General features: G+C 58.2%; 27 protein-coding genes. 14 read left to right on the top strand and 13 right to left on the bottom strand.

The genetic code is table 11. The annotated features are described in order from the left end of the window. Positions 1-143: 143 nt before the first annotated feature. The gene (locus JSY17_RS22950) at positions 144-353 is read right to left on the bottom strand and encodes a cold-shock protein (protein ID WP_002554837.1); all 210 of its coding nucleotides are present in this window, start codon (positions 351-353) and stop codon (positions 144-146) included. A gap of 317 nt (positions 354-670) precedes the next feature. On the opposite strand from JSY17_RS22950, the gene dcd reads away from it, so the two are divergent. Together dcd and JSY17_RS22940 are read left to right on the top strand one after the other, a co-directional pair. Then, on the top strand, positions 671-1,237 hold the full coding sequence (dcd, locus tag JSY17_RS22945; RefSeq protein ID WP_016965530.1) for a dCTP deaminase: 567 nt from the start codon (positions 671-673) through the stop codon (positions 1,235-1,237). Between the two features lie 114 nt (positions 1,238-1,351). Next, entirely contained in the window at positions 1,352-1,567 is a 216-nt protein-coding gene (locus JSY17_RS22940) for a hypothetical protein (RefSeq protein ID WP_117166052.1), read from the top strand. A 44-nt stretch (positions 1,568-1,611) separates the two neighbouring features. Here JSY17_RS22940 and JSY17_RS22935 read toward each other — a convergent pair whose 3' ends face one another. The 9 genes from JSY17_RS22935 to JSY17_RS22895 form a co-directional block, all read right to left on the bottom strand. Then, on the bottom strand, positions 1,612-2,376 hold the full coding sequence (locus JSY17_RS22935; RefSeq protein ID WP_117183405.1) for an ABC transporter ATP-binding protein: 765 nt from the start codon (positions 2,374-2,376) through the stop codon (positions 1,612-1,614). Between the two features lie 9 nt (positions 2,377-2,385). Beyond that, positions 2,386-3,504 carry a succinylglutamate desuccinylase/aspartoacylase family protein gene (locus JSY17_RS22930; protein ID WP_206402639.1) on the bottom strand — a complete coding sequence of 373 codons (1,119 nt, stop codon included), beginning with the start codon at positions 3,502-3,504 and terminating at the stop codon, positions 2,386-2,388. A 19-nt stretch (positions 3,505-3,523) separates the two neighbouring features. After that, entirely contained in the window at positions 3,524-4,234 is a 711-nt protein-coding gene (locus JSY17_RS22925) for an ABC transporter permease (RefSeq protein WP_117183407.1), read from the bottom strand. Then, on the bottom strand, positions 4,231-4,959 hold the full coding sequence (locus tag JSY17_RS22920; RefSeq protein WP_117166056.1) for an ABC transporter permease: 729 nt from the start codon (positions 4,957-4,959) through the stop codon (positions 4,231-4,233). Before JSY17_RS22920 ends, JSY17_RS22925 begins: the two co-directional genes overlap by 4 nt. Positions 4,960-5,046: 87 nt before the next feature. Further along, positions 5,047-5,829 (bottom strand): transporter substrate-binding domain-containing protein, encoded by a 783-nt coding sequence (locus tag JSY17_RS22915; protein ID WP_117166057.1) that lies wholly within the window; start codon positions 5,827-5,829, stop codon positions 5,047-5,049. Positions 5,830-6,127: 298 nt separating this feature from the next. After that, complete coding sequence (locus JSY17_RS22910; protein WP_206402640.1) at positions 6,128-8,605, bottom strand: penicillin acylase family protein; 2,478 nt, start codon at positions 8,603-8,605, stop codon at positions 6,128-6,130. 168 nt (positions 8,606-8,773) lie between these two features. Then, complete coding sequence (locus tag JSY17_RS22905) at positions 8,774-9,418, bottom strand: glutathione binding-like protein (RefSeq protein ID WP_117183409.1); 645 nt, start codon at positions 9,416-9,418, stop codon at positions 8,774-8,776. 107 nt (positions 9,419-9,525) lie between these two features. Then, complete coding sequence (locus tag JSY17_RS22900) at positions 9,526-9,726, bottom strand: SEC-C metal-binding domain-containing protein (RefSeq protein WP_117166060.1); 201 nt, start codon at positions 9,724-9,726, stop codon at positions 9,526-9,528. Positions 9,727-9,823: 97 nt separating this feature from the next. Further along, on the bottom strand, positions 9,824-10,321 hold the full coding sequence (locus JSY17_RS22895; RefSeq protein WP_117185073.1) for an LEA type 2 family protein: 498 nt from the start codon (positions 10,319-10,321) through the stop codon (positions 9,824-9,826). A gap of 101 nt (positions 10,322-10,422) precedes the next feature. Between JSY17_RS22895 and JSY17_RS22890 the strand changes: the two genes are divergently transcribed. Continuing rightward, complete coding sequence (locus tag JSY17_RS22890; RefSeq protein ID WP_206402641.1) at positions 10,423-10,941, top strand: hypothetical protein; 519 nt, start codon at positions 10,423-10,425, stop codon at positions 10,939-10,941. 49 nt (positions 10,942-10,990) lie between these two features. On the opposite strand, the gene JSY17_RS22885 is transcribed toward JSY17_RS22890, so the two are convergent. Continuing rightward, entirely contained in the window at positions 10,991-11,464 is a 474-nt protein-coding gene (locus tag JSY17_RS22885; RefSeq protein ID WP_117183412.1) for a YchJ family protein, read from the bottom strand. A gap of 3 nt (positions 11,465-11,467) precedes the next feature. Continuing rightward, complete coding sequence (locus tag JSY17_RS22880; protein WP_117185076.1) at positions 11,468-11,965, bottom strand: DUF6231 family protein; 498 nt, start codon at positions 11,963-11,965, stop codon at positions 11,468-11,470. Positions 11,966-12,691: 726 nt separating this feature from the next. Here JSY17_RS22880 and JSY17_RS22875 point away from each other — a divergent pair. The 8 genes from JSY17_RS22875 to JSY17_RS22840 all read left to right on the top strand — a co-directional run bounded on the left by JSY17_RS22875 (position 12,692) and on the right by JSY17_RS22840 (position 19,904). Then, positions 12,692-13,369, top strand: coding sequence for a hypothetical protein (locus JSY17_RS22875; RefSeq protein ID WP_117166065.1), 678 nt, complete (start codon positions 12,692-12,694; stop codon positions 13,367-13,369). Between the two features lie 23 nt (positions 13,370-13,392). Continuing rightward, complete coding sequence (locus tag JSY17_RS22870) at positions 13,393-14,280, top strand: FAD-binding oxidoreductase (protein WP_206402642.1); 888 nt, start codon at positions 13,393-13,395, stop codon at positions 14,278-14,280. 14 nt (positions 14,281-14,294) lie between these two features. Then, positions 14,295-15,506: an ATP-grasp domain-containing protein gene (locus tag JSY17_RS22865; protein ID WP_206402643.1), complete on the top strand. Its 1,212-nt coding sequence runs from the start codon at positions 14,295-14,297 to the stop codon at positions 15,504-15,506. Further along, positions 15,503-16,684: an ATP-grasp domain-containing protein gene (locus JSY17_RS22860; RefSeq protein WP_117166068.1), complete on the top strand. Its 1,182-nt coding sequence runs from the start codon at positions 15,503-15,505 to the stop codon at positions 16,682-16,684. Before JSY17_RS22865 ends, JSY17_RS22860 begins: the two co-directional genes overlap by 4 nt. Next, on the top strand, positions 16,684-17,781 hold the full coding sequence (locus JSY17_RS22855; protein ID WP_206402644.1) for an arginine deiminase family protein: 1,098 nt from the start codon (positions 16,684-16,686) through the stop codon (positions 17,779-17,781). Before JSY17_RS22860 ends, JSY17_RS22855 begins: the two co-directional genes overlap by 1 nt. Before the next feature lie 25 nt (positions 17,782-17,806). Beyond that, on the top strand, positions 17,807-18,754 hold the full coding sequence (locus tag JSY17_RS22850) for a DMT family transporter (protein WP_206402645.1): 948 nt from the start codon (positions 17,807-17,809) through the stop codon (positions 18,752-18,754). A gap of 123 nt (positions 18,755-18,877) precedes the next feature. After that, entirely contained in the window at positions 18,878-19,153 is a 276-nt protein-coding gene (locus JSY17_RS22845; protein ID WP_117183417.1) for a DUF1145 domain-containing protein, read from the top strand. Further along, complete coding sequence (locus JSY17_RS22840) at positions 19,146-19,904, top strand: collagen-like protein (RefSeq protein WP_117183418.1); 759 nt, start codon at positions 19,146-19,148, stop codon at positions 19,902-19,904. The genes JSY17_RS22845 and JSY17_RS22840 overlap by 8 nt, the downstream gene beginning before the upstream one ends. A 68-nt stretch (positions 19,905-19,972) precedes the next feature. Here JSY17_RS22840 and JSY17_RS22835 read toward each other — a convergent pair whose 3' ends face one another. Continuing rightward, the gene (locus JSY17_RS22835) at positions 19,973-20,437 is read right to left on the bottom strand and encodes a CopD family protein (RefSeq protein WP_117166073.1); all 465 of its coding nucleotides are present in this window, start codon (positions 20,435-20,437) and stop codon (positions 19,973-19,975) included. Positions 20,438-20,544: 107 nt separating this feature from the next. Between JSY17_RS22835 and dinG the strand changes: the two genes are divergently transcribed. The 3 genes from dinG to JSY17_RS22820 all read left to right on the top strand — a co-directional run bounded on the left by dinG (position 20,545) and on the right by JSY17_RS22820 (position 25,121). Further along, complete coding sequence (gene dinG / locus JSY17_RS22830) at positions 20,545-22,689, top strand: ATP-dependent DNA helicase DinG (RefSeq protein ID WP_117166074.1); 2,145 nt, start codon at positions 20,545-20,547, stop codon at positions 22,687-22,689. Positions 22,690-22,779: 90 nt separating this feature from the next. Continuing rightward, positions 22,780-23,928 carry a serine hydrolase domain-containing protein gene (locus tag JSY17_RS22825; RefSeq protein WP_200998522.1) on the top strand — a complete coding sequence of 383 codons (1,149 nt, stop codon included), beginning with the start codon at positions 22,780-22,782 and terminating at the stop codon, positions 23,926-23,928. Between the two features lie 158 nt (positions 23,929-24,086). Beyond that, positions 24,087-25,121: an OmpA family protein gene (locus JSY17_RS22820; RefSeq protein WP_117185082.1), complete on the top strand. Its 1,035-nt coding sequence runs from the start codon at positions 24,087-24,089 to the stop codon at positions 25,119-25,121. Positions 25,122-25,171: the final 50 nt, after the last annotated feature.

The raw sequence follows: 25,171 nt of genomic DNA, 5'->3' as shown, positions 1-25,171 counted from the left end.
GTAGCTTGTAGCTTGTAGCTTGTAGCTTGTAGCTTGTAGCTTGTAGCTTGTAGCTTGTAGCTTGTAGCTTGTAGCTTTTCGGCTTTTCAGCCATTAAAAAACCCCGCTTTTGAGGGCGGGGTTTTTAAGCGAATCAGTACAAGTTAGATAACTTGAACTTCTTCAGCTTGCATGCCTTTCTGACCGCGAGTAGCGATGAAAGAAACCTGTTGGCCTTCTTTCAGGCTTTTGAAGCCGTCGGATTGGATAGCTTTGAAGTGTACGAACAGGTCGTCACCGGATTGTGGAGTGATGAAGCCGAAGCCTTTTTCATCGTTGAACCACTTGACGGTACCAGTTTGGCGATTGGACATAATATATCTCCTTGGACAAAGTTAACTGCGACTCAGGAAGAGCCCTGGCCGAGACTGAGTGCAAAGAGCTGGAAAATTCATGGAGATGGTTGGATCGAAATTCAACATCGTGTAGAGATTCTCAGTGACACAAGCAACACAGTGGCGCCACCTTAACCCTTTTTACGGAACGTGCCAATGGTCTTATGAGGATTATTTCCATTCACGATCAGTACGGGTACAGGTCCCGTAAACTCTGGATCTGTTGGCTTTGAACAGGACGCCTCGGCCCGGTAAGATGCGGACATCTTTTTCACCTCGCTATTCAGGACATCGCCATGAGCATCAAATCGGACAAGTGGATTCGCCGCATGGCGCAAGAGCACGGCATGATCGAGCCCTTCGTCGAACGGCAGATGCGTGGCGAAGGCCCCGACCGTCTGATTTCCTTCGGAGTCTCCAGTTACGGTTACGACGTACGCTGTGCAGATGAATTCAAGGTCTTCACCAATATCAATTCGGCGACCGTCGATCCGAAAAACTTCGATGAAAAAAGCTTCGTCGATATCAAGAGCGACGTCTGCATCATCCCGCCCAACTCCTTTGCGCTGGCTCGTACCGTCGAGTACTTCCGCATTCCACGCAATGTCCTGACCATCTGTCTGGGCAAGAGCACCTATGCGCGCTGCGGCATCATCGTCAATGTCACGCCGCTGGAGCCGGAATGGGAAGGGCACGTGACCCTGGAGTTCTCCAACACCACCACGCTGCCGGCCAAGATCTACGCCAACGAAGGCGTGGCGCAGATGCTGTTTCTGGAGTCCGATGAGGAGTGTGAAGTCTCCTATAAGGATCGCGGCGGCAAGTATCAGGGCCAGCGTGGCGTGACCCTGCCACGCACCTGATTTTTCGGGGGCGGTATCCGGGCAATTGAATTTATGCCTGTTTATGCACTCTATTTCCTGACATGACCCCCCTCACACATAGCGTGTGTGGGGGCAGATGATCGGGAGCTCCCTATGACGACAGATTTCAAACCCTCCGAACGGGCAAAGCCTCCTCAGCTCAACGAGATCGGGCTTCTTGCCTGGTCATTGATGGCTGATTCGCAATTCAATATGGTGGGTGGCGGTATTCCGGGCGATCCGGGGCCGGACACACCGTTTCCTCCTCAGCCGCCCGAGCCAGGCGAGCCGACATTGCCGGATGAGCCACCGCCTGTTCCTGTCGCCTGAATCTTTTGGTCGAAAAGCGCCAGTCTGTTCCGGCGCTTTTCTCCTTACTTCAGGTTCCCGCTCAGGAACTGCTGCAGCCGTTCGCTCTTGGGGTTATTGAGGACTTCGTCCGGATGACCTGATTCTTCGATCTGCCCCTTGTGCAGGAATACCACTTGCGTGGCGACCTTGCGGGCAAAGCCCATTTCATGGGTGACCAGAATCATGGTCCGGCCTTCTTCGGCCAGACCCTGAATGACCTTGAGCACTTCACCGACCAGTTCCGGGTCGAGGGCCGAAGTGGGTTCGTCGAACAGCATGATGTCCGGCTCCATGGCCAGGGCGCGGGCAATCGCCACGCGCTGCTGCTGCCCGCCCGACAGGAAGGCCGGGTACTGATCGGCGACCCGTTCGGGAAGGCCGACCTTTTCCAGATACTTGCGTGCGCGCTGTTCCGCTTCGGCCTTGGGCACGCCCAGCACCCGGCGCGGAGCCATGGTGATGTTCTCCAGCACGGTCATGTGTGCCCACAGGTTGAAGTGCTGGAAGACCATGGCCAGCCGCGTGCGGATGCGTTGCAGTTCATTGGCATCGGCCACCCGCATGCCGTCCTTGTCGCTGACCATGCGAATCTGCTCGCCATCCAGGCTCATGGCGCCGTCGTTGGGCTGCTCCAGAAAGTTGATGCAGCGCAGGAAGGTGCTCTTGCCCGAGCCGCTGGCACCGATCAGGCAGATCACGTCACCGCTTTGGGCCTTGAGCGAGACGCCTTTGAGTACCTCGTTGTCGCCATAGCTTTTATGCAGGCCATCGATGGTCAGTTTGTACATGTCAGGTCCTCAAGGAGAAAGTAGATAGCCGCTGCGATAGGCCTGAGTGCCAGCGACATGAGCGATGACCATGCCTGCCGTTGCCATGCGTCGTAATGAGCGGGCATAGAGCAGACCGGCATTCTGTGCGTGAATGGGGGTGACGGCATCGCTGATCGGGTCGATCACTTCGGCGATCAGTTGCCCGGCTTCGATGTATTCGCCGGGCAGGGCGCAGAACACCAGAAGACCGCCGACCGGGGTGAACACCGGTTCGACCGCCGCCAGTGGCGTGGCCGGGTAGAGCAGTTCCGGTTGTTCGGGGGCCTGCCCTTCAATGGCTCCGAAGTCGATCAGGTAATTGATGATCGCCTGACAGTCGCGGCTGCCCAGAGCGTGATTGACGTCACCCTGGCCGCGCAGCTCCAGTGTCACCGAGAAACTGCCCATGGGGATCGGGAAGCGCTCGCCAAAACGTTGCTGCAATTGCCACCAGACCAGCGTGAAACACTCATCGAACGATTGCCCGCCCGAATCGGTGGCCAGCAGACTGGCCTGCGCGCCCAGATAACGCGACAGCGGTTCGACTTTCGGCCAGGCTTCGGGGGTCGTATAAAGGTGCTCCACCGACTCGAAGTCGCAATGCAGGTCCAGCACCATGTCGGCATTGCAGGCCAGCTTCTGCAGGGTCAGTCGCAGGGACTGCAACTGCGTCGTGGCGACCTGGGCCTCCAGCGCCAGACGCAGGTTGTCGCGGATCAGCGCCACGTTGTGCAGTGGATCGTCAGTGAGTCGGCTTTCGATTTCATCGCCGATCTGTCCACCAAGGTCGGTGAACCAGCGATTGAAGTTCTGCCCGCTTTCCAGCTCGTAGCGCCCCAGCGGGGTGTCCATCAGGATCTGTTCCAGGCCGATGGGGTTGGCAACCGGGACGACAATGATTTCCCCGCGCAGACGACCGGCATTTTCCAGCTCTGCGAGGCGATGCTTCAGATACCAGGCCACCAGCATGCCCGGCAATTCGTCGGCATGCAGTGAGGCCTGGATGTAAATCCTGCAGGTGCCGTCCTGCGGCCCGTAATGAAAGCTGTGGACTTGCCGCGCAGTGCCGGGCACCGGCGACAGCAAATCGTGGGTCCGATGATCCATGAGTTGTCGTCCTGTCTGGTTAGTGAGCCGGGCCGAGGAAGGCCAGCCAGCGGCGTTCGGCAAGACGGAACAGTCCGACCAGAATGAAGGTGACGGTCAGATACATGACGGCTGCAATCCCGAAGGACTGGAAGGTCATGAAGGTTGCCGAGTTGGCATCGCGTGCGACCTTGAGAATGTCCGGCACCGTGGCCGTGAAGGCGACGGTGGTCGAGTGCAGCATCAGGATCACTTCGTTGCTGTAATAAGGCAGCGAACGTCGCAGGGCCGAGGGCATGATCACATAGGCATAGAGCTTCCAGCCGGTCAGGCCATAGGCCTTGGCCGCTTCGACTTCACCATGGGCCATGCTACGGATGGCACCGGCGAAAATCTCGGTGGTGTAGGCGCAGGTATTGAGGGTGAACGCCAGAATGGTGCAGTTCATCGCATCGCGAAAGAACGCATCCAGCAGCGGCTGCTCACGCACCGCCGCGATGCTGTAGATACCGGTGTAGCAGATCAGCAACTGGATATAGAGAGGCGTGCCGCGAAACAGGTAGGTGTAGAACTGCACCGGCCAGCGTACCCAGCGCTTTTCCGAAACCCGGGCGATGGACAGCGGAATGGACAGGCAGAAGCCGATGGCAATGGAGGCGCTGAGCAGCCACATGGTCATAGCCAGACCGGTAATGTTGACGCCGTCCGTATAAAGGAAGGCTTTCCAGTATTCCTGAAGCAACTCGATCATCGTCTGGCCTCCCGGCTGCCAGCGGCGTAATGCCGTTCGGCCCAGCGCAAGGCAATATTCGAGGCGCTGGTGATTACCAGATAGATCAGGGCTGCCAGCACCAGGAAGTAGAACAGTTGATAGGTGCTTTTACCGGCATCCTGGGAAGCCTTCACCAGATCGGCCAGACCAATGATCGACACAAGCGCGGTGGCCTTGAGCAGCACCTGCCAGTTATTGCCGATACCCGGCAGCGCGTAGCGCATCATCTGCGGAAACACGACATAACGAAACCGCTGGCCGCGCTTGAGGCCATAGGCGATGGCGGCTTCGACCTGACCGCGAGGCACCGACAGAATGGCGCCGCGGAAGGTTTCCGTGAAATAGGCACCATAGATGAAGCCAAGGGTGATGACCCCCGCACCGAAAGGATTGATTTCGATGTACTCCCACTCCATGGCGTCGGTGAAGCTGGTGAGCCAGGTTTGCAGGCTGTAGAAAATCAGCAGCATCAGCACCAGATCCGGCACGCCGCGGATCAGGGTGGTGTAGACCTGTGCCGGCACGCGCAGCAGGGCCGAGCTGGACAGTTTGGCGCTGGCGCCGATCAGCCCGAGCACGATGCTCAGCAGCAGCGACAGTACCGATAATTTGATGGTCATCCAGGTACCCTGAAGCAACAGCGGGCCGAAGCCTTTCAAGCTGAATGCCGAGAGTCCCAGGTTTTGCATTAATGCATCGAGCATGGATCAAGCCTTGAGCGGGCAAAAAACAGAACGCCCATCGAGGACGGCGGCGGATCATCGCCGAAATCGATGGGCGCTGGGGGGTGTTTATTTACCGCTGTACAGATTCAGATCGCCAAAGTGCTTCTTCTGGATTTCGGCGTAAGTGCCGTCATCGTGTAACGCTTTGATACCTTTATCCAGGAGAGCCTTGAGCTCTTTGTTACCTTTTGCGATACCGATGGCGGTCTTGGCAGGCAGCAGAGGGCTGTCTACTGGCTCGCTGACTTCATAGCCGGCACCTGCAGGCGATTTCAGGAAGCCCAGTTCGGCTTGCAGCATGTCCTGGATGGAAGCGTCCAGACGGCCGGAAGTCAGGTCCGCGTAAACCTGATCCTGGTTGGCGTAGGCCTTGGTGCTGACGCCTGCCTTGTCCAGAACGGCCTTGGCATAGGCTTCCTGGATGGTGCCTTGCTCGTAGCCGACGGTTTTGCCTTTCAGGCTGGCCGGGTCAGCGGTGAAGCCTGCACCCTTTTTGAACACCAGCGAGGTCGGGCCGGAGAACAGCTCGTTAGAGAAGTCGATGACTTTCTCGCGGGCCGGTGTAACGGTCATCGAGGAGATGACACCGTCGAATTTCTTGGCCTTGAGGCCCGGAATCATGCCGTCGAAATCGCTTTCGACCCATTTGCAGGTCACGTTCAGTTCTTTACAGATTGCATTGCCCAGATCGATATCGAAGCCTTGCAGGCTGCCGTCTGCGGCTTTCGATTCAAAAGGAGCGTAGGAAGGATCGACGCCAAAACGCAGTTCCTTGTACTCCTTGGCCATGGAGCTACCAGCGGCCAGGCACAGAGCCAGTGCGGAAAGGGTCAGCCATGCTTTTTTCATTATTCAGTCCTTAACCAGATTGAGCGTAGAGAACACGCCAGGCTTGCTACCGGCGGATGCCAGACCGGCAAGAAGTAGCAATTTCCGAACCAAAGAGACGAACGTGCGTTTTAAATGTAAGCAGTTGTCGCAATGCTGCATTAGCTTGCCATCATTGGTGTTTCTGCTTGCGAGCCCGGAAGCTGCCGGATTGGGAGCCTTGTGTATTGTCTGGAAGAAGCGGGCGATTGTTGTTCAACAAGGCTGTCCAAAATGGGGCATTGCAAGCGCCATGCTCCATTTTGGGGCCTTGTGATTGTTACTTGCCGGGTGTCAGGGTCAGGCGCTGTTTGCCATAACCTTTTTCATAGTTCTGCTGTTGCAGCGGAATCGTCTGGTATTGCGCCTTGATCCACGGCTCGACGCTGTTGGCATAGTGCGAGCTGGCCGGATTGTCCGACTGACCGGTGCTGATCAGCCCCATCATGGGCTCGGCCTGACTGAAGTCGACGATCATGCGCCAGGCAGGCGTCGCGTGAGCATCCAGGTTCTTGCCCCATTCATACCCTGAAACGTTAATGGTGCTGTGATCGCCACCTGTCGCGCTTGCGCTGCGATTGAAGTGGTTGCCGCCCAGGGCCTTGGCCAGAGGGCCGGCTTGTGCCGTCCAGTTCTCGCGATGCAGCTTGCCCCATTGCCAGGCCTTGTGATCGGTGCCCAGCAGGCTGTCGCCTGCGCTGATGGCGGCTGCCAGGCTGCGGGCCAGGATGGCGGGCTTGTCTTCTTTTTGCGGGGTCTTGAGGTCGTCCCAGAAAGGGCTGTCTTCACGGCCCAGCAAATGATCGGCCTGTGGCGAGTATGACGAGCTGGCGTTGGCGCTCAGGGCTTGCCAGGCCAGACTGCTTTCCGGACCCAGCTCATCGAGGAAGGTCAGCTTGGCGCTTTCCTGCAGAAACAGCTCATACAACGCTGCATCGGCGGAGGCCGGTGTGAGCTTGCCGTCGAAGGCCATCAGGCGGGAGTAGGCTTCCCGGGCCTTGGCACGATCGGCTTCGGGCAGTGCGTCGATGGCCTGCTTGAGCGGTTTGCTCATGCCGGGTGCCTCGAACATGTTCTTTAGCTTGGCGGCAAAAGTCGTGGTCTGGTCGTACTGCATGGCGATGGTGCTGCGGGTGTCCTGCTTGCCGCTGTTGGCCAGTTCGGCAATGCGCTCGGCCCGCTCCGGGTAACCCCAGGAATTGGACAACTGCATGCCGTAGCCTTTGGGCACGGTGCGCTGATTGGCGGTTGCTATCCAGCCCTGATGCGGGTCCTGATCGTAAGGATGCAGCATCGAGTCGGCAAAACCGTCCCAGTCGAACTTGCCGTCCCAGCCCGGCGAAGGCAGCAGGCCCTGGCCTTCACGGCGGTTCGGGTAGCGGCCGGTGACCTGCCAGCCGATATTCGAGGCATCGGCGAACACCATGTTCAGCGTGACTGCACGAATCTCGCGCGTGGTGTCGAAGGCTTTCTCTATGTTGGGCGCACGGGACAGGTCGAAAAAGGCGTCGAGGCTCTTGTCGTCCTTGAAGTCCGGAGTCTGCAGGGCCAGGCCCAGGCCGTTGCCCAGCGGGGTGGCGCTGGCGTTGAGCAGTGCACCGTGGCGTGTGGCATACACGGTTTCACGAACCGGACGACTGCCTTTGACCAGGAAGGTTTCTTCGTGGGCGATAGCGGGCTGCCACTTGCCGTCAGCCATATAGAACAGGCGATTGTTTTCGCGCTTGAGCTTTTCCAGGAACAGGTCCTGGTTGTCACCCTTGACGTTGCTCAGGCTCCAGGCCAGCTTGCCGTTGAAGCCGCTCAATACCAGCGGCAGCCCGGCAATCGATGCGCCCGACGCCTGATATTTCGGCGCACGCAACTGCACGAAGCTCCAGGCCGAGGTGATCGGGGCAGGCAGTTGCATCTCACTGGCCAGCAGGCTTTTGCCATTACGACTGCGCTGCGGGGCAATGGCCCAGTTGCTGGCGGTGGCTGCACCCAGCATGTTCAGATCGGAGAGTTGCAGTGCGACCCTGGTCAGGTCGTTCAACTCAGGCACCTGATTGTTCAGGCTCACGCCCTTGAGCTTGTCGGCTTCGGAGAAGGGCAGGGCTTCGTCGGGATAGGTCGGCAGCAGCCAGGCCAGCTTGTCGCTGCCGACTTTCTGCGCCAGCACCAGTGCCGAGAGTTCTTCCTGCAGGTTCACCGAGAGATTGAAGCTCAACAGGCTGAAGATCAGCGCCGAATCTTCGGGCTGCCAGTATTCAGGGCGATAGCCGGAACTGGCCAGATCCTCTGGCAACTTGTCGCGATAACGGAACAGGTAGGCGTTGACGCCCCGTGCATAGACCTCGAAAAAGCGTTTGAGGCGTGGCGACGACGCATTGTAAAGCTCGCTGGCGCGTTGCTTGAGGTTGGCCGAGCGCATCAGGCGGTCGACTTCCAGAGCGTCGGTCCCGGCCATTTCCGCCAGGCGACCCTGTGCCAGCAGGCGCATGCCGACCATTTGTGTGATGCGGTCGGCGGCATGCACATAGCCCAGCGTGAACAGTGCGTCGTGGTACGTGCTGCTTTCTATCAGTGGCATGCCCAGAGTGTTGCGGCGTACCGATACGTTCTGTGCCAGCCCCTTGACCGGGAATACCCCGGAAGCGGGCAGCAATGTCTCGTTGTCACCACCGCCCAACTGGCAGCCCGCAAGGCTCAGGAAACTTGCCGCAATGGCGGCAGCGCTGAATCGGCTCAGGAAAAATGAAGGGGCTGGCGAGGCCATGGCGAAACTCCCGCGGGGGTGGCGTATGTAAAGGTCGCTACGTTAGAGAGCGGACAGGCGCCATGCAAGACGGGAAGGGGAGTTTATTTCAGGATTTTACAGAGGGGGTTGCCTGTTTCGCGGATGAATCCGCCCACACCGAGAGCGAATTCATGCGCGAAACGCTCATCAAGCCTTCGGCGGATTGATCTGCTCAACCAGCGCATAAGCCCGCTGGGTCGCTTCACGTCCGGCAATGCTCTTGAACCAGCGCGCAAGGTTCGGGAAGTCGTCCAGGTTCTGTTGTTGAAAAGTGTGCGGCACGATCCATGGATAGATCGCCATGTCCGCAATGCTGTACTGGTTGCCCGCCACAAAAGAGCGGTCGGCCAGACGCTTGTTCAGCACACCGTACAGGCGGGCAGTTTCGTCCACATAGCGTTTGATCGCGTAGGGAATCTTTTCCTTGGCGAAGCGGTTGAAGTGATGATTCTGGCCTGCCATCGGTCCCAGGCCGCCCATCTGCCAGAACAGCCATTGCAGCGTTTCCTGACGGCCACGGAAGTCCTGGGGGATGAACTGGCCGGTCTTGTCCGCCAGATACAGCAGGATCGCGCCGGACTCGAACAGGCTCAGGGGTTCGCCGCCATCGGCAGGCTGGTGATCGACGATGGCCGGAATACGATTGTTGGGAGCGATTTTCAGAAAATCGGGCTGGAATTGCTCGTCCTTGCCAATGTTGACCGGGAAGATCTTGTAAGGCAGACCCGTTTCCTCAAGAAACAGGGTGATCTTGTGACCATTGGGAGTGGTCCAGTAATGAAGGTCGATCATTGAAGGCTCCATGTGATTGATCAAGACCGACTGTTTTACTCTCCCTTCAAGTCGTCACACAAATGAAAACGGCCTGCAAGGCAGGCCGTTGGCAAATGCTCAGTGCTTCACGCGCCGTGGCATTTCTTGAATTTCTTGTCGCTGCCGCATGGGCAAGGATCGTTGCGACCAACGTCCTTCAGGGCATTGCGCACCGGCTCCTGGTGAGCGTGGCCGCAGTTCGGGCCGTGGACATGGCCATGCTGGTGATCGTGATGGTCATGATCATGGTTGCAATCGGGACCATGGACATGGGCGTGCTGGTTCATCGGGGGTACTCCGTAATCGAATCGGCGCGCATTATCTCGCAAATGCGCGTGCAGCAATACCTCTAGGCTCTGAGCGCAGATACATTTCGTACAAAGCCTAGCGATTCTTGAGCAGCAATTCCCGCGGCTTGACCGTCTCGCTGCGCTCGATAGTGGTGCTGTGGCGCAAGACGATTCCTGTCTTGAGCCTGCCCTCCAGCCGGTAGCGAACCTCTTCGTCGGGGTCTTTCATCAGTTCGGCAATGTACTTCACATGTCGCCAGAGATTGGTCCTGACCGGCACCACAAATGTCTTCTGGCTGTTGGCCGCGACGAAAAACCAGTCATTGGACCTTTCGTCTGCCAGCAGTACATCGTTGAGCATGACCTTGTAGCGAAAGCCGCGAACCAGGATGCGTGAGTCGTTGGGGTTGTCGATGACAAAGTGCAGATTGAAATCCTGCTGTGTCAGCCTGGCCTTGACGACCTGGACTCTGAGCAGATGGACGTCGGGGTCCTGAAAGGATGTGAAGCGGCTCCATGTCGAGCAACCGCTCAGCCCCAGGAGTATCAACGCAAGGCTTATCGTTCTTGTAATGGGTGCCCGAATGAACATGGTCATGCTCCGTGTATGCACTGAGTCTAGCAACTGGCTGGCTTGTTGGTGCTGCCGAGGCTGCGCCATACTCCTGCTACAAGCAGTATGAGTGCCAGCCTATGAATCTTTATGAAATCGTCTTTTGCGGCCAGTTGGTTCCCGGTGCCCAGCCTGAAAGGGTACAGGCTAATCTGGGCAAACTCTTTCAGGCCGATGAGCAGCGTCTGGCGCTTTTATTTTCCGGACGTCGACTGGTACTCAAGAGCAACCTCGATGCCGAAGCCGCCGAGAAATACCGTTCGACTCTGGAGCGTGCCGGTGCTGTGGTTGAAGTGCTGGACATGAACCTGCCGGTCGAAGAGGTAGAGCTGGCATCACCGCCGACCGAGTCGGGAAGGGGCCGTTTGCAGATCAAGCCTCGGGATCCGTACATGGCAGCTTTCGTGGATGTCGATGCCCCGGATTTTCCGGTGGCTGAGGTCGGAAGCGACATGCAGGACCCCAGGCCCGAACAACCGGTGCCGACGCTGGACCTTTCCGCCTTCAGTCTGGCCCCGGCCGGCAGCGATATGGGGCAGGCAAAACCTGCCGTGAAAGCGCTAGACCCCGATATTTCACATCTGAAGCTTGTGCCCTGAAAGTGAGCTTCGCGAAGGAGTTGAAGCAACTTTCACGGGATACGGTGGTTTACCCCACGTAACTCGCACAGCATTTCTTGAATTTCTGTTCGCTCCCGCAAGGGCAGGCATCGTTGCGGCCGGCCTTGAGCGGGGCAGTGGGGTCGATGAAATACCAGCGACCCTGACTCTGCACGAATGAAGAGCGCTCCCGGTGACTGTGCTCGCCCGTGCCGTCATGCCAGCGAGCCGTGAAGGTGACAAAGGCGTGCTCGGGCTTGCCGCCAAAGACTTCCGAGCTTTCCACTTCAAGGCCCAGCCATGTGCTTTGCGCACTCCATTGGGCGATGGCATTGCGATCCAGCCCGTTTCTCTGTACCGGGAGCGTGGTGTCGACCAGATAATCGATCAGCCCCAGCACATAAGCGCTGTAGCGCGAGCGCATCAGCTTCTCGGCGCAAGGTGCAGGCTGTCCCGCATGGAAATGACCGCAGCAGGCCAGCAACAGATCCCCGCTGCCGCAGGGACAAATAGCGCTAATCATGAATCACCACCAGTATTTGCCGAAATTTTCCGGGTTGGCCCAGAACTTCGAGTTCAGCCAGTCGGGGACCTGCTTGTATTCGCGCAAGTCATAGGTGAACAGGGTCAGGACCTGCTCGTCGCGCACGAAACGTTCGCTCGATTGCAGGGCCAGTGCGAAGAAGTCGGTTTCCTGCCAGCCACAGGCCTGCAGATCGGCCAGTACCGCGATGCGGCTGGCATTGAGGTTGCGAATGCCGCCCAGCAACTCCAGGCCGGTGCGCTTGGAAATATGCTCCAGGCAATCGACCACCAATGCCAGGTCGAAACGTTGTGCCGCCAGTTCCGCTGGCAGATTGCCGGGAGCCGCTTGTGCCACCTGCGTCTGCGGATGTGCTTCGCGAAAGGCGTGCAGCGCAGGAAACTCCTGGGCTCCGACCAGCAGCAGGCGCTCGGGAGCGTAGCGGTCGAGCAGGGCGGCCAATGCTTGCTGCGGGGTGCGGGTGGAATAGCCGACGGTCATCTGAAGTCCTCTGGTTGACTTGCAAGACTAGCCTGCCGGGCGGGCTCTGGAAAGCGCTCACGCCCGCGCTTCTGCACAATACGCCGACCGGGAACCAAACCCTTTGTTTGTTGCATAGAACGGAAAGTTGCTTGCAGGCGTTTATCGAGCGCATTAGGATGTTGAAAAAATTGGATCCAATGGAATGTTGCTGCATGGACGCAAAAAATAGAAAACCGACCCGAACCTTTCTCTTTGCGACAGTGCCTGTAATAGTCCGCTTCTTGTGTACTGATACCATGTAATAACTTTGGGCTGAAAAAGCCGCAGGTTTCAGTGTGTCGGACACTGAATTCATGAGTTCATCTATATGACTTCTGCTTTAGCGAGGTCGTTATGTTTTCTGCTGCCCGAGAAACGGGTATATCCGGTGTGACCATTGGTCGATTTATTGGGCGCGTCATGTAAGGTGTCTGTCTCGGGAAATAATAAGTTAATTCGGTTCAGGTCTTGAATTTGAAATCGACTGCGCTAATACTGCCGCTCCCCCGGAAGGGTTTCATTAAATGATGGCTTTGTAATGGCGCTCTTGTCTGTTCTTTTATCGGATCAGGCATGTGCTACTTTGTGCCGTCATTTGTGATATTGGTTATTTCTTCCGCTGTAGCAGCATGTGATAGGGATCAGCGTCTCGCTGAAATAAAATAGTCATTGTTTTCTGATGACCATAATGGAGAGGTATAACCGATGATTTCCACTGATGTGATATTGAAAAAGCTCGAGTCCACCGTTGATGCCTGCCTGGATGCAGAATTCAAGAAAGACAACATCATGGGCGAGTTTCACCAGGGTGACTGGTTCAATGAGCATTACTACAAACGCCACATTCTGGAGTGCGTGATTCGCATTCACATGAACAACGAACTGGACGCACGTGCTGTTCAGGTCGCTGCCGTGGATAATATCTCGGCCGCCAAACAACTTTCCTACTACCTGTACGATGAGTTTGGCCATGATGAAATGTTCGGTCAGGATCTCACCACTTACGGTTATTCCAAATCCGATGTCCAGGCTGAATTTGCTTTTCCGGAAACCTGGAAACTGATGGGCTACCTGAATCTGTGCGTCAGCAAGTTCGGCCCGCTGCCAGCGATCACCTGGGACTGGTTCCTGGAATACTACGGCGACAAATACAGCTCGTTCATCACCCAGAAAGCCAGCGCCAACATGGGCCAGCCGGCGGTGAGTGGCGCAGCTTCCCACGTCGCTTTCGATGAAGCGGAAGACCACAGCGGCATGATGAACAACATGCTGGCTTCGGTCATCAAGGATGAAAAGGATCTGGACAAGGCCGTTGTCCATATCAAGGCGTTCATTCCGATGGTGGGCGAATACTTCCAGGCTCTGCGTGCTTCAACGCTTTAATACACATCACTAAGGCCGGTGTAATGTCAACCTATAGTGTCCGCGTTGGAGAGCAGACCTACACCGCCGACAGCAGGCAGCCTCTTATTGATGCAATCCCGCCCGGAGAGCTCGTAAAAGGTTGCCTTAAAGGTGTGTGCAGAGTGTGTCGATGCCGATTGGTTTCAGGCCGCGTTCTGGAAGACGGTGTGGAAGTTGCCGTACAAAGCGAATTTCTGCCCTGTATAAGCAGGGCAGAAACGGATATCGATATTGTCCCCGCGATCAGCAACTTTCATGCTGCCAGGCTCAAAAGTAAAACGTATCTGTCCGAACAGGTCATGGAAGTCGTCCTGGAGGTCAAGCGCGTTTTTTACAACGCCAAATCCGTCGTGACGTTGAAGCATCCCGATGTTTCAGCAGTGCGTAATTATTCCGTGGTCATACTTGGCAAGAAAGCTTATGACAGCATCACGTTTCATGTGAAGTTGCGCCCTGGCGGACTGTTCTCAAGTCTGTTTGCAACCTTGTCCGTGGGGGATCGGCTGGAGTACACCATGGTCAGCCCTTCCTTGCCTCATTATGAAGATGCCCTGAACCGCTTGAATATTGTCAGCGGTGGCAGTGGCATGGGGGCCGCACTGAGTCGTGCGCAGGAGTTGGTGGTAAAACACAATATTGATGAAGTTGAAGTGTATGCCGTCAACCGGACCACTCTCTCTATCTACCACGTGGACTGTATTGAAAGATTTCGCCGATCCGTCGAGTGCAAGGTCAATGTTGTCAACATTCCTTTTCATGACTGGACCGCAGCGGATTTCGATATCGGCGAGCACTTGTCAGTGGATGCGCTGACCGTGGGCGTGGGGTCGGATCTGGTAATCGGCAAGCTCAAGAACCTTCCTTTATGTGAACTCGAAAGTTTTGGATAGTCGGAGACTGAACAATGTCCATAGTTGTCATCGATCCTGTTTCATCCGGCATCAACTATCTCAATGCAGCGCAGCAACTGGGCGTTGATGTGTATGTCTTTTCCGTTGACGGGGGCGAGCAGGAGCTTGATTCCGAGCAGCGCGACAGGATTCGCCAGATCATCCGGATCGACACTGGCAATTTCGAAGCGCAGATGGCGGCAATCAATGAGCTGGGAACTGTCAGCGCCATCCTTCCCGGCGTGGAATATGCCGTTGCGATGGCTGCCAGTCTGGGCGCTGCGCAAGGCAAGACGCATCTGAGCGAGAACGCCGTGCAGCAGGTGCGCAACAAGTTCAACTTTCGCAGCTGCCTGACCGAAAAGGGGCTCAGTGATATCGGCTTTTTTATGCTCGGCACCGATGATCCGGTGACGGTGCCCGCAGGTTTCAGCTTTCCGGCAGTGGTCAAGCCGGTGGACATGGCCGGGAGCATCGGTGTACGCAAGCTTTATAACCAGCAAGAGCTGGTCGAGGCCGTCAATGCCTTTCGTCAGTCGCTGCCCAATGACACGGGCTTTACCGCCAGCGGACGCCTGATCGTCGAAGAGTACATCCCCGGCAACGAATACAGTATCGAAGGTGTAGTGCGCAGGGACGGAAGTGTCACCATCGTCTCCATCACCGAAAAATTGCTCGGCTCGGAACCTTACTTTGTCGAGATCGGCCACATTGTCGGCCAGGGCTACGATGAAGCGTTTCGCAGCACCCTGACCGACTATGCGCTGGCGGTACTGGATGCCATCAGTCTGAATGTCGGCCCTTTCCATCTTGAGCTTCGGGTTACGCCTCAAGGCCAGCCGGTGGCGGTCGAGCTGGCAGCTCGTCTTCCCGGCGACAGCATCGTCGAACTGATCAAGCGGGCCAGCGGAATCGATCTGGCCCTCGAAACGCTCTGTGAATACCTGAGCATCGATAAACCTGTCGTACCACAGACGAGCGGTGTGAGCGCCATCGCCTTCATCCCGCGCGGCGAGAAAAGCGAATTTACCCGGCTTCACGGCCTCGGTGAGCTTATCGACAGCCCGTATTACCTCTCGCATCAGATCTACTTCAGTACCGGCGATGCGCTGGGCTCGGACCAGGACTGGACCTCCCGGGTTGGCTACGTGATGTTCGGGGGGGCCGATGAAGCGGCAGTCAGAAGTCTGGTGGGGCGGGTACACAACGAGGTAGCAATCGTATGAAGCATGTCCTGATCATTAATCGCTACGATGATGAACTCTCCGATTACCGCAAATACATTGATCACGCCCAGGTCGACGTTTCCTATATTTCCCTGGCGGGCCGTGCAGGATTGATCGATCCGCAGGTCAGTTTCAAAGTGGTTGAAGTGGGCGCACTGGATGCGGATGTGATCCTGCAGGAAGCGCAGGCCATTGATCGTCTGCACCCCATCGATTTTGTCATCGCCTTCTCGGAATACGATCTGGATGCCGCTGCACTGGTGCGCACCGAGCTGAATATCAGTGGTGCAAAAATCGCCGACAATCTGCTGTGTCGCAACAAGGCCAGCATGAAGGACGCGTTGAAGGGATCGACGGTACGCTATCCGCAGTACCGGAACGTGTTGTCGCGTCAGGACGTTGAGGCGTTCTGTCACGAGCACGGTTACCCGGTCATCCTCAAACCCCAGGTCGGCGCGGCCTCCGACGGTGTCGTGAAGATCGATCGTCTGGCCGATATCCCGGATCTGCTGGATTTCAGCGGCTATGAAGTGGAAGAGTATATAGAAGGCGATATCTATCATGTCGACGCCATTCTGGCTGGCGACAGTACGCCGTACTTCAAGGTGTCGAAATACCTGAACACCTGTCTGGATTTCCGCAATGGCCAGCCACTGGGTTCGGTGGCGGTCGATGATTCCCGGTTCATCGAGGCGGTGCGGGCCTTTACCCGGGAAGTCTGTGCACGGCTGAACCTGAGGGATCAGGCCATTCATCTTGAACTCATCGAGCGTCGCGGCGAGCTGGTGTTCCTGGAGATTGGCGGCCGGGTCGGTGGTGGCGAGATTCCGTTTGTCGCCATGCGCAGCGAGGGTATCGATCTGTATGAGTTGTGGACCCGTGCTGCGCTCAAGGACCCGGTTGCACCTGTCAAAACCCGGATCACCGGTTTTCTGATGATGCCCAACCCGTTTCCCCGTGGCTTTGCCTTCGACCCGAAAATGCAGTTGTCGCACCCGCTGTTGGCCTATAGCAGCATTCAGCGTCAAGGCGAATCCAGCGAGTTCAGCTACGAAGAAATACCCGCCCGGCTGCATTTCGAAGGTGAGACTCAGGCTGAGGTGGAGGAGGCCATCCTGTATTGCATGGATGTTCTTCAGACCTCCATCCGCGCCGGCTCGCTGCAGGAAGCGGGCTGATGGGGGTTCTTCTGCAGCTTCCTTCCATCGCACAGCCTGTGGCCATGTCGGTGTTCATGGAGGCACAGCAGCCTTACTCGCTGGCTCAGGCCGATGCCGACGTGCGGGTTCTGGCGGCATCGTTCAATGCTGCGGGTATCGCGACGGCTTTTCTGTCCGATGCGCTGTTCAACGATCAAGGGGTGCAGGTCCCGCTGGAGGATATGCGACAACTGGCCGGTAATGCGCTGCGTTTTGCCGACGACGTTCCTCAGGAGCGCCAGCGCCTTGCCCACCAGCAACTGACGCGCAGCAGCCGCCTGGAACTGGCGCAGATCATCATCAACCAGCCGAAACTTCGGCTGCATTACGATGATGAACTGGGCCGGATCAGCCCGGATGCCACTTACGAGACATATGAAATCAATCCGTTGTACGGGCTGCTGTTTCCTCGTGACCACTTCATGAACGTCGGCGGCCAACCGGTTTTCGGTCGCCTGAAACGTCAGGATCGGGCCCGGGAAGTTGAAGTGGTGAAAAAGGTCGTGGTCGCCCATGGCTATGCCCTTGTGGAGCTCGATCATGTGCTCGAAGGCGGTGACTATCAGGAAAACGAGCGTGTATCGGTGATCAACACCGGTTTTCGGACCCAGGCCGAGACGCTGCATTTCCTGCTGGAATCCAGCCTGCTCAAGAGCGATGTCGTGCTGGCGGTCGAGGATGGCTGGCACAACCCCGAACAGTTCCACCTCGACCACTATGTATCCCTGTTGCGCAGTGATTTGCTGATCGACGCGAGAAGGGCGGACGCCATCGATCGCTCACGGGTGAGTCTCTATCGCCGCACGCCCTCGGGCTGGCAGCTTGCGCAGGAAAACCTGACGTTACGCCAGGCTGCCGAGGCTGCGGACCTTGAGCCGGTGCTGCTGGACGAGTCGATGATGTCGGCCTGGTGCGCCAATGCATTCTCTCTGGGCGAGCATGTCTGGATCGATCAAAACGCACCCTCCGGCCTGCTGGATCGGTTGTCGGCGCGTGGCTATGAGATCCATCGGGTCTCTTTCGCCGAGCACCAGAAGCAATTCGGCGGCATTCATTGCGCCACCCAGCTCATATAACTGCTCATAACTTCGAGGACCCGTCATGACGGTGGGTAATAAGTCTGTTCTGCCCGTTCTTGCGCTGATCGTCAGCACCATCGGTGTGGCCTCTGCGATTGCATTCGTCAAACTCAGCGAGGTGGATGCCACCTCGACGCTGATGCTGCGCATGTTTATCGCGGGCGGTATGGCCTATGCATTTACTGCCTTGCCGTCCGGCAGGAATCAGGATGCGGAAACCATTGCGCCGGGGCGCAGCCGCAGAACCATGCTGGCGCTGTTGCTGCTCTCGGGCGTGGTGTCGTGTATCGATCTGTTGTCCAACCACTGGGCGGTGAAGCTGACCAGCATGGCCAATACTTCGATCCTGATGAACCTGTCGCCGGTGTTCGTGGCGCTCCTGTCCTTTGTGTTTCTCAAGGAAAGAATCGGCACTTACCAGGTGCTGGCGCTGATTCTGAGTATCGCGGGAGCCTGTCTGCTGGTGTTTGATGGCAATTCCAGCCTGACGTTCTCCAGCCAGGGCGTGACCGGCGACCTGCTGGCCCTCAACTCCGCCTTGTTCTATGCGATCTACCTGATCCTGATCAAATCCCTGCGCGACTGCTTTTCGTCTCGCAAGATCATTATCTGGAACAGCTTCACCTGCGCCTTGCTGCTGTTGCCTGTGGCCCTGTTCACCAGTCAGCAGATTCTGCCGGACACCCTCTATGGCTGGCTGGTCATTGCACTGCTGGCCCTGATCAGCCAACTGCTGGGGCATGGGTTGATGGCCTATGCGTTGCGTCATGTCGATGTCGTGCTGGCCTCCATCTCGGCGCTGGCTCGTCCGGTGGTTGCGATTCTGATCGGCTTCTTCTTTTTCGATGAAAAGCTGGCAGCGCTGCAATGGGTGGGGGTCGCCGCTGTCCTGCTGGGTGTCTGGTGGTATAAGCGTCCGGCACCGGTGGTTCAGCCTGTCATCGAGGGCAAGACCAGCAGCCAGGCCTGAATCTGAAAGCCCAGCCCCGCTGCAGTCGTTGCCCGGTCTTTTTTCAACACACCGCTGGCATATTTGCTGTGCAGGACGTCTACTGTGCGGCAGTTGAAAGCATCATGAGCATGGGAGTGGACGATGAAGCTGGTTTGGGGGCTGGGCAAGTTGTTGACGCTGGGGTTCTGGCTGGTGGTGATGGTCAATTCGGTCATCGAGGCCCCTGGCCCGTTTGATGTCATGATCGACATGGCAGGCAGCCTGGTGCTGCTGACTCATTTACTGGAACTGATCCTGTTCAATGGCAGCCTGCGCGGTCGCAGGCATCCTTGGCGTGATCGGGGGAAAATTCTCATTTTCGGTATCTTTCATGTCCAGGCCATCGGTCGTCGCCCAACGGAGTCCTCTCATGCGTAACCTTCTTCTGCTGGCGGCCCTGTTCAGCCCGCTGGCTCTGGCGCAGACCCTCAGTGTCGAGTCGCATTCCCTGATGCGCCTGCCGGGTAACAGCAACGTCTTGCAGCTCGAACGCCTGGAAGTGGCGGATTACGGCACCTTGCTGATTCCCGCCAATATCACCGAGGTCAAGGTCGGTGAGCTGGTGCTGGGCCATGAGGCGCGCATTGCCATAGTGCCCGGCTCGCAGACTTTCAGCCTCTTGGTGAATCATGGCGAACTGGGGACTGGCAGCGAGATCATGGCTCGTGGTGCGCCGGGAACCTTTGAAAAGGCAGCCTTGCCTGGACGCAATCTGATCCTGCGCCTGCAGAGCCTCAATGCCGAGCAACTGACCGTCGATGCCCGTGGCGGTGCCGGTGCGCGAGGCTATGCCGGACTCGATGGCGGCAATGGTCAGGCACCGGGCTGTGTCTGGGGACAGGCCAGCCGCGGTCATGACGGCGACAATGGCGGTAACGGTCGTGATGGCGCAGCCGGAGCACAGGTGCGTCTGGAACTGCCACAAGGTTTTGCTGCCGAGCGGATCAAGGTCAACGTCGAAGGCGGCGCTCCCGGTCCGGGCGGCGAGGGTGGCAAGCCGGGCAAGGGTGGAGAATCCAGGGGCTGCATCGTTTATCGAGCCGATGGCGGCAAGTCGGGCAAACCTGGGCAAGCGGGTCAACCTGGGGCAGCAGGGCCTGCCGGAACACTGAGCCTGCAGCGTCTGTAACGCAACCGCGTCAGGCCCGGAGTATGTTTGTGTCGGGCCTGGCTGATGTTCAGGACAGATTTTTCCCTCTAGAAAGTCGGACGTGCTGCTGCAATCGCCACCACGCTCAGACCAACGATCAGGTTGATGCCCACCAGACGCCTGATCCTGCCCAGTACCGCGGCACCCTCGGCCCATTGCCCGGCTTCTACTGCACGTTGCAATTCCGGCAGCTGTAAAGACTGGATGCGCAGAAACAGTGCGACCATCACCACATACAATCCCATCATGACCTGCACGTAGCGTGGGGCGGTTTCGAAACTGGTGAAGTGCAACTGGATCATGCCGACGCCGGTGATGGGCAATACCACGATGGCGGCCCAGACCCAGACGAAAAACCGTGGAAACACCTGCAACCACAGTTTCAGGCGCAGCGGGCCTTCCAGAGCCGAGCCGACGGCCGGTCGCAGGACCATCCAGGCGAAAAACATCCCGCCAACCCAGACCAGGGCGGCCAGAACATGCAGTGTGTAGACAGGGGCGAAAGCGGTCATCAGGTACTCCGTTCTGCGCGGATGGATTTAGCGCGGTATGATAGCGCCCACTCAGAACCACTGAAAATTTATCCAGCCTTTTTTGCCGTGCCGCCGAACCCGAGACAATGATCAGTACCGAATTGAAATCCCAGATACAGGGCGCCTACTCGCGTTTCCTCGAAGCCAAGAGCCTCAAGCCTCGCTATGGCCAGCGTTTGATGATCGCCGAGGTCGCCAAGGTGCTGGGCGATATCGATACCGATGAAGAAGGACGACGTTCGGGCGACCCGGCTGTGGTTGCGGTGGAAGCGGGCACCGGTACCGGGAAGACCGTGGCCTATGCCATCGCCTCCATTCCGGCGGCCAAGGCGGCGGGCAAGCGGCTGGTCATCGCCACGGCCACCGTCGCCCTGCAGGAGCAGATCGTCTACAAGGACCTGCCCGATCTCATGCGCAACAGCGGCCTGAACTTCAGTTTCTCCCTGGCCAAGGGACGTGGTCGCTACATGTGCCTGTCCAAGCTCGACATGCTGCTGCAGGAGGGCGATACGGCCAATGCCACTGCGCAGTTGTTCGAGGAGGAAGGCTTCAAGATCGAGGTCGACGAAGCCAGCCAGAAACTCTTCACCAGCATGCTGCAGAAACTGGCCGGCAATAAGTGGGATGGCGATCGCGACAGCTGGCCTCAGGAACTGGCCGATCAGGACTGGGCGCGGCTGACCACCGATCACAGCCAGTGCACCAACCGTCACTGCCCGAACTTCCAGCAGTGTGCGTTCTACAAGGCCCGCGAAGGCATGGGCAAGGTGGATGTGATCGTCACCAACCACGACATGGTGCTGGCTGACCTGGCGCTGGGTGGCGGCGCAGTGCTGCCCGATCCACGGGACACCATGTATGTGTTCGACGAGGCTCACCACCTGCCGGACAAGGCCATCGGCCACTTTGCCCACTACACCCGTCTGCGCTCCACGGCCGACTGGCTGGAGCAGACCGCCAAGAACCTGTCCAAACTCCTGGCCCAGCATCCGCTGCCTGGCGATCTGGGCAAGCTGATCGAACAGGTGCCGGAGCTGGCACGGGAGATCAAGGGGCATCAGCAATTCATGTTCGGCGCCTGCGAGCAATTGGCCGACTTCCGCGCCGGGGAAGACATGCAGGGCCGCGAGCGTCCACGCCATCGTTTTGTGGGCGGCGTCATTCCCGAGCACATTCGCGAGATGGGCATCGAGTTGAAGAAGGGCTTTGCGCGCCTGGACGATCTGTTCACCCGGCTGACCGAACTGCTCAAGGATGGCATGGATGGCGAGGTCAATATCGGCATCGCCAGCCATCAGGCCGAAGAGTGGTATCCGCTGTTCGGCAGCCTGCTGGCCCGCGCCCACGGCAACTGGGAATTATGGACCGCCTTTACCGCTGAAGACCCGGAAGACAGCCCGCCGATGGCGCGCTGGTTGACCCTGGCGGAGAGCGGCGCGCTGTTCGATATCGAGGTCAATGCCAGCCCGATCCTGGCGGCCGAAATGCTGCGGCGCAATCTCTGGAACATCGCCTATGGCGCCCTGGTCACTTCGGCGACCCTGACCGCGCTGGGCAAGTTCGATCGCTATCGCATGCGTGCCGGGCTGCCCAAAGATGCCGTGACGGCGATTGTCCCCAGTCCGTTTCACCATGCCGATGCCGGTCTGCTGCGGGTCCCCGACCTCAAGGCCGATCCACGCGATGCGGCCGCGCACACGGCGGCAATCATTCGCGAGTTGCCGGATCTGGTGGAAGGCTCTCGCGGTACGCTGGTGCTGTTTTCATCCCGCAAACAGATGCAGGACGTCTTCGACGGCCTGGACCGCGACTGGCGCAAGCAGGTGTTTATCCAGGGCAACCTGTCCAAGCAGGAAACCCTCAACAAGCACAAGGCGCGGGTCGATGGCGGCGATTCCAGCGTGCTGTTCGGGCTGGCCAGTTTTGCCGAAGGGGTGGACCTGCCCGGTGCGTACTGCGAACACGTGGTCATTGCCAAGATTCCGTTCGCGGTGCCGGATGATCCGGTGGAAGCCGCATTGGCAGAGTGGATCGAAGCCCGTGGCGGCAACCCGTTCATGGAAATCGCCGTACCCGATGCTTCGCTGCGTCTGATTCAGGCCTGTGGCCGGTTGCTGCGTACCGAAGCGGATCGCGGGACCATCACTCTTCTGGACCGTCGTGTGGTGACGCAACGCTATGGCAAGGCGATTCTCAATGCGCTGCCGCCGTTCCACCGGGAAATTTCCTGATAGATGTGTCGGATGTGTCCTGTTCCCAAAGTGAGCAATCGCTGAAACAATGCACGTTTTTTCAGGCAACAGTCTTGCGGGAGCCAGCGGGTGCAGATTCAGGGCTATTTCGAGCTTAAATTTGAAGCAGTGCGTGAAGCGTTCGCTGCGCTTTTCGACGACCCTCAGGAGCGTGGCGCGGCATTGTGCATTCAGGTCGGTGGCGAAACCGTCATAGACCTCTGGGCCGGTACCGCCGACAAGGACGGTGCGCAGGCCTGGCACAGCGATACCATCGTCAACCTGTTTTCCTGCACCAAGGCCTTTGCTGCGGTTGCCGCCCTGCAACTGGTGGATGAAGGCAAGCTGAAGCTGGACGAGCCCGTTGCCCGGCTGTGGCCCGAGTTTGCGGCGGCAGGCAAAGGCTCGATCACCTTGCGCCAACTATTGTGCCATCAGGCCGGTCTGCCCGCTTTGCGCGAACAATTGCCTGCCACGGCCCTTTACGAATGGGACACCATGACGGCGGCCCTGGCGGCCGAGCAGCCCTGGTGGACGCCGGGCCAGGGCCATGGCTATGCGGCGATCACTTATGGCTGGCTGATCGGCGAGATGCTGCGCCGTGCCGACGGGCGTGGTCCGGGTGAATCCATCGTGGCCCGGATCGCAAAGCCTCTGGGGCTCGACTTTCATGTCGGGTTGGCCGATCAAGAGTTCGACCGTGTCGCCCACGTTGCTCGCAGCAAGGGCAATATGGGGGACGAGGCTGCCCAGCGCATGTTGCAGGCGCTGATGCGCGAGCCTGAATCCATCGCCACCAAGGCCTTTACCAATCCGCCTTCGATCATGACCAGTACCAACAAGCCTGAATGGCGCCGCATGCAGCAACCGGCGGCCAACGGTCATGGCAATGCGCGCAGTCTTGCCGGGTTCTACAGCGGTCTGCTCGATGGCAGCCTGCTCGAAGCCGAACTGCTCAATGAAATGACCCGTGAACACAGCGTCGGCGAGGACAAGACCCTGAGGACTTCCACGCGCTTTGGCCTGGGCTGCATGCTCGACCAGCCAGATGTGCCCAATGCCACCTATGGCCTGGGCCCAAAGGCTTTCGGGCACCCGGGGGCGGGCGGTTCGGTGGGCTTTGCCGACCCCGATCACGAGGTCGCTTTCGGCTTTGTCACCCACACTTTGGGGCCTTATGTGCTGATGGACCCGCGGGCCCAGAAGCTGGTCAGGACTCTGCGTGAGTGTTTGCAGTAACTATCACTCATAAGTGCTTGTTTCATACCGACTGTCAGTTAATGAGGTGTAACAGGAACCGTACGACGGTTTCTTTTTCCAACTGAGTCTTTATGCGTGTTATACGGACGTAGCCAAGTTCATACGTCCCTTGTCATCAATACAGTTGTGGGTCATCCATGTCATTCAATAAAAGCCTCGCTTTCGCCCTGTGTCTTGCTGTTACCGGTTGTGCCCAAACCCCGAAAACCGATTCTGCCGATGCTGCCGACACGGGAGGCCATTGGTGGCAGTTTGGTTTTGGCAAGGACACCCCTGCTGATGTCGCAAAAGCCCCGACACCGGCCCCTCAAAAAGAGCCTGTGGTTGCCGACTCCCTTGCCAAGACTGAAAAGAGCAATCCCTGGTATTGGCCGTTTGGCAGCAGCGAAACCAAGAAGGACGAGCCCAAGGCTGCTCCGGCGCCCGACCCGAAAATCACCCAGGCCTGGCTCGACGAGTACGAACCGCGCCTGCGTGCGGCGATCAAGGACAGCCCGTTCGAGCTGGAGCGACGTGAAGACCTGCTGGCCATCACCGCGCCGGTCGACACCTCGTTCAACCCCGATCGTCCTGCGATGCTGCTGCCTGTGACCCTCGGTCCTATCACTCGTCTGGCCAAGGTCGTCGAAGGCGATTCCAAGGCTGCCGTACTGGTGCTTGGCCACGCCGACACTTCCGGTGTCGCGGCTGCCAACCAGAAAATCAGCCAGGAGCGTGCGCAGTCCGTTGCAGCGATCTTCCGTCTCAGTGGCCTGGAGCGTAATCGCCTGAGCCTGCGCGGCATGGGGGCCGTGATGCCTCGTGCTGCCAACGACAGCGCCCAGGGCCGCTCGCTCAACCGTCGTGTCGAAATCCTGCTTACGCCTCAGGACACCATGGTCGCTCTGATGAGCAAATACGCCTTGCCACCGGCCGCACCGACCATGGTTGCGACTCAGGACGTGAAGCCTGTGGTGCCGGCAGCAGCACCTGCTTCGGCCAAGAAAGCCGCTTCGACCAAGAAGGACACCGCCAAGAAGGCGGCACCTGCCAAGGCCACCACTGCCAAGAAAGCTGCGCCCGCCAAGACCGCGGCCCCAGCCAAGAAAACCACTGCGTCCAAGGATGCTCCAGCCAAAGCCGCGCCTGCCAAGGATGCCGCCAAGAAAACCGGCGATCAGGCCAGCAACTGATCGTCTGACTGACCCGTATCATTCCCGCCCGGGAATGTACGGGTCAGACT

Source organism: Pseudomonas capsici (assembly GCF_017165765.1).
Classification (GTDB): domain Bacteria; phylum Pseudomonadota; class Gammaproteobacteria; order Pseudomonadales; family Pseudomonadaceae; genus Aquipseudomonas; species Aquipseudomonas capsici.
This window is presented reverse-complemented; position numbering and strand designations above follow the sequence as displayed.

Bases quoted from the DNA above. Each gene is read 5' to 3' on its own strand.
- JSY17_RS22950 (WP_002554837.1), bottom strand. From the start codon at position 353: ATGTCCAATCGCCAAACTGGTACCGTCAAGTGGTTCAACGATGAAAAA.
- dcd (WP_016965530.1), top strand. From the start codon at position 671: ATGAGCATCAAATCGGACAAGTGGATTCGCCGCATGGCGCAAGAGCAC.
- JSY17_RS22940 (WP_117166052.1), top strand. From the start codon at position 1,352: ATGACGACAGATTTCAAACCCTCCGAACGGGCAAAGCCTCCTCAGCTC.
- JSY17_RS22935 (WP_117183405.1), bottom strand. From the start codon at position 2,376: ATGTACAAACTGACCATCGATGGCCTGCATAAAAGCTATGGCGACAAC.
- JSY17_RS22930 (WP_206402639.1), bottom strand. From the start codon at position 3,504: ATGGATCATCGGACCCACGATTTGCTGTCGCCGGTGCCCGGCACTGCG.
- JSY17_RS22925 (WP_117183407.1), bottom strand. From the start codon at position 4,234: ATGATCGAGTTGCTTCAGGAATACTGGAAAGCCTTCCTTTATACGGAC.
- JSY17_RS22920 (WP_117166056.1), bottom strand. From the start codon at position 4,959: ATGCTCGATGCATTAATGCAAAACCTGGGACTCTCGGCATTCAGCTTG.
- JSY17_RS22915 (WP_117166057.1), bottom strand. From the start codon at position 5,829: ATGAAAAAAGCATGGCTGACCCTTTCCGCACTGGCTCTGTGCCTGGCC.
- JSY17_RS22910 (WP_206402640.1), bottom strand. From the start codon at position 8,605: ATGGCCTCGCCAGCCCCTTCATTTTTCCTGAGCCGATTCAGCGCTGCC.
- JSY17_RS22905 (WP_117183409.1), bottom strand. From the start codon at position 9,418: ATGATCGACCTTCATTACTGGACCACTCCCAATGGTCACAAGATCACC.
- JSY17_RS22900 (WP_117166060.1), bottom strand. From the start codon at position 9,726: ATGAACCAGCACGCCCATGTCCATGGTCCCGATTGCAACCATGATCAT.
- JSY17_RS22895 (WP_117185073.1), bottom strand. From the start codon at position 10,321: ATGTTCATTCGGGCACCCATTACAAGAACGATAAGCCTTGCGTTGATA.
- JSY17_RS22890 (WP_206402641.1), top strand. From the start codon at position 10,423: ATGAATCTTTATGAAATCGTCTTTTGCGGCCAGTTGGTTCCCGGTGCC.
- JSY17_RS22885 (WP_117183412.1), bottom strand. From the start codon at position 11,464: ATGATTAGCGCTATTTGTCCCTGCGGCAGCGGGGATCTGTTGCTGGCC.
- JSY17_RS22880 (WP_117185076.1), bottom strand. From the start codon at position 11,965: ATGACCGTCGGCTATTCCACCCGCACCCCGCAGCAAGCATTGGCCGCC.
- JSY17_RS22875 (WP_117166065.1), top strand. From the start codon at position 12,692: ATGATTTCCACTGATGTGATATTGAAAAAGCTCGAGTCCACCGTTGAT.
- JSY17_RS22870 (WP_206402642.1), top strand. From the start codon at position 13,393: ATGTCAACCTATAGTGTCCGCGTTGGAGAGCAGACCTACACCGCCGAC.
- JSY17_RS22865 (WP_206402643.1), top strand. From the start codon at position 14,295: ATGTCCATAGTTGTCATCGATCCTGTTTCATCCGGCATCAACTATCTC.
- JSY17_RS22860 (WP_117166068.1), top strand. From the start codon at position 15,503: ATGAAGCATGTCCTGATCATTAATCGCTACGATGATGAACTCTCCGAT.
- JSY17_RS22855 (WP_206402644.1), top strand. From the start codon at position 16,684: ATGGGGGTTCTTCTGCAGCTTCCTTCCATCGCACAGCCTGTGGCCATG.
- JSY17_RS22850 (WP_206402645.1), top strand. From the start codon at position 17,807: ATGACGGTGGGTAATAAGTCTGTTCTGCCCGTTCTTGCGCTGATCGTC.
- JSY17_RS22845 (WP_117183417.1), top strand. From the start codon at position 18,878: ATGAAGCTGGTTTGGGGGCTGGGCAAGTTGTTGACGCTGGGGTTCTGG.
- JSY17_RS22840 (WP_117183418.1), top strand. From the start codon at position 19,146: ATGCGTAACCTTCTTCTGCTGGCGGCCCTGTTCAGCCCGCTGGCTCTG.
- JSY17_RS22835 (WP_117166073.1), bottom strand. From the start codon at position 20,437: ATGACCGCTTTCGCCCCTGTCTACACACTGCATGTTCTGGCCGCCCTG.
- dinG (WP_117166074.1), top strand. From the start codon at position 20,545: ATGATCAGTACCGAATTGAAATCCCAGATACAGGGCGCCTACTCGCGT.
- JSY17_RS22820 (WP_117185082.1), top strand. From the start codon at position 24,087: ATGTCATTCAATAAAAGCCTCGCTTTCGCCCTGTGTCTTGCTGTTACC.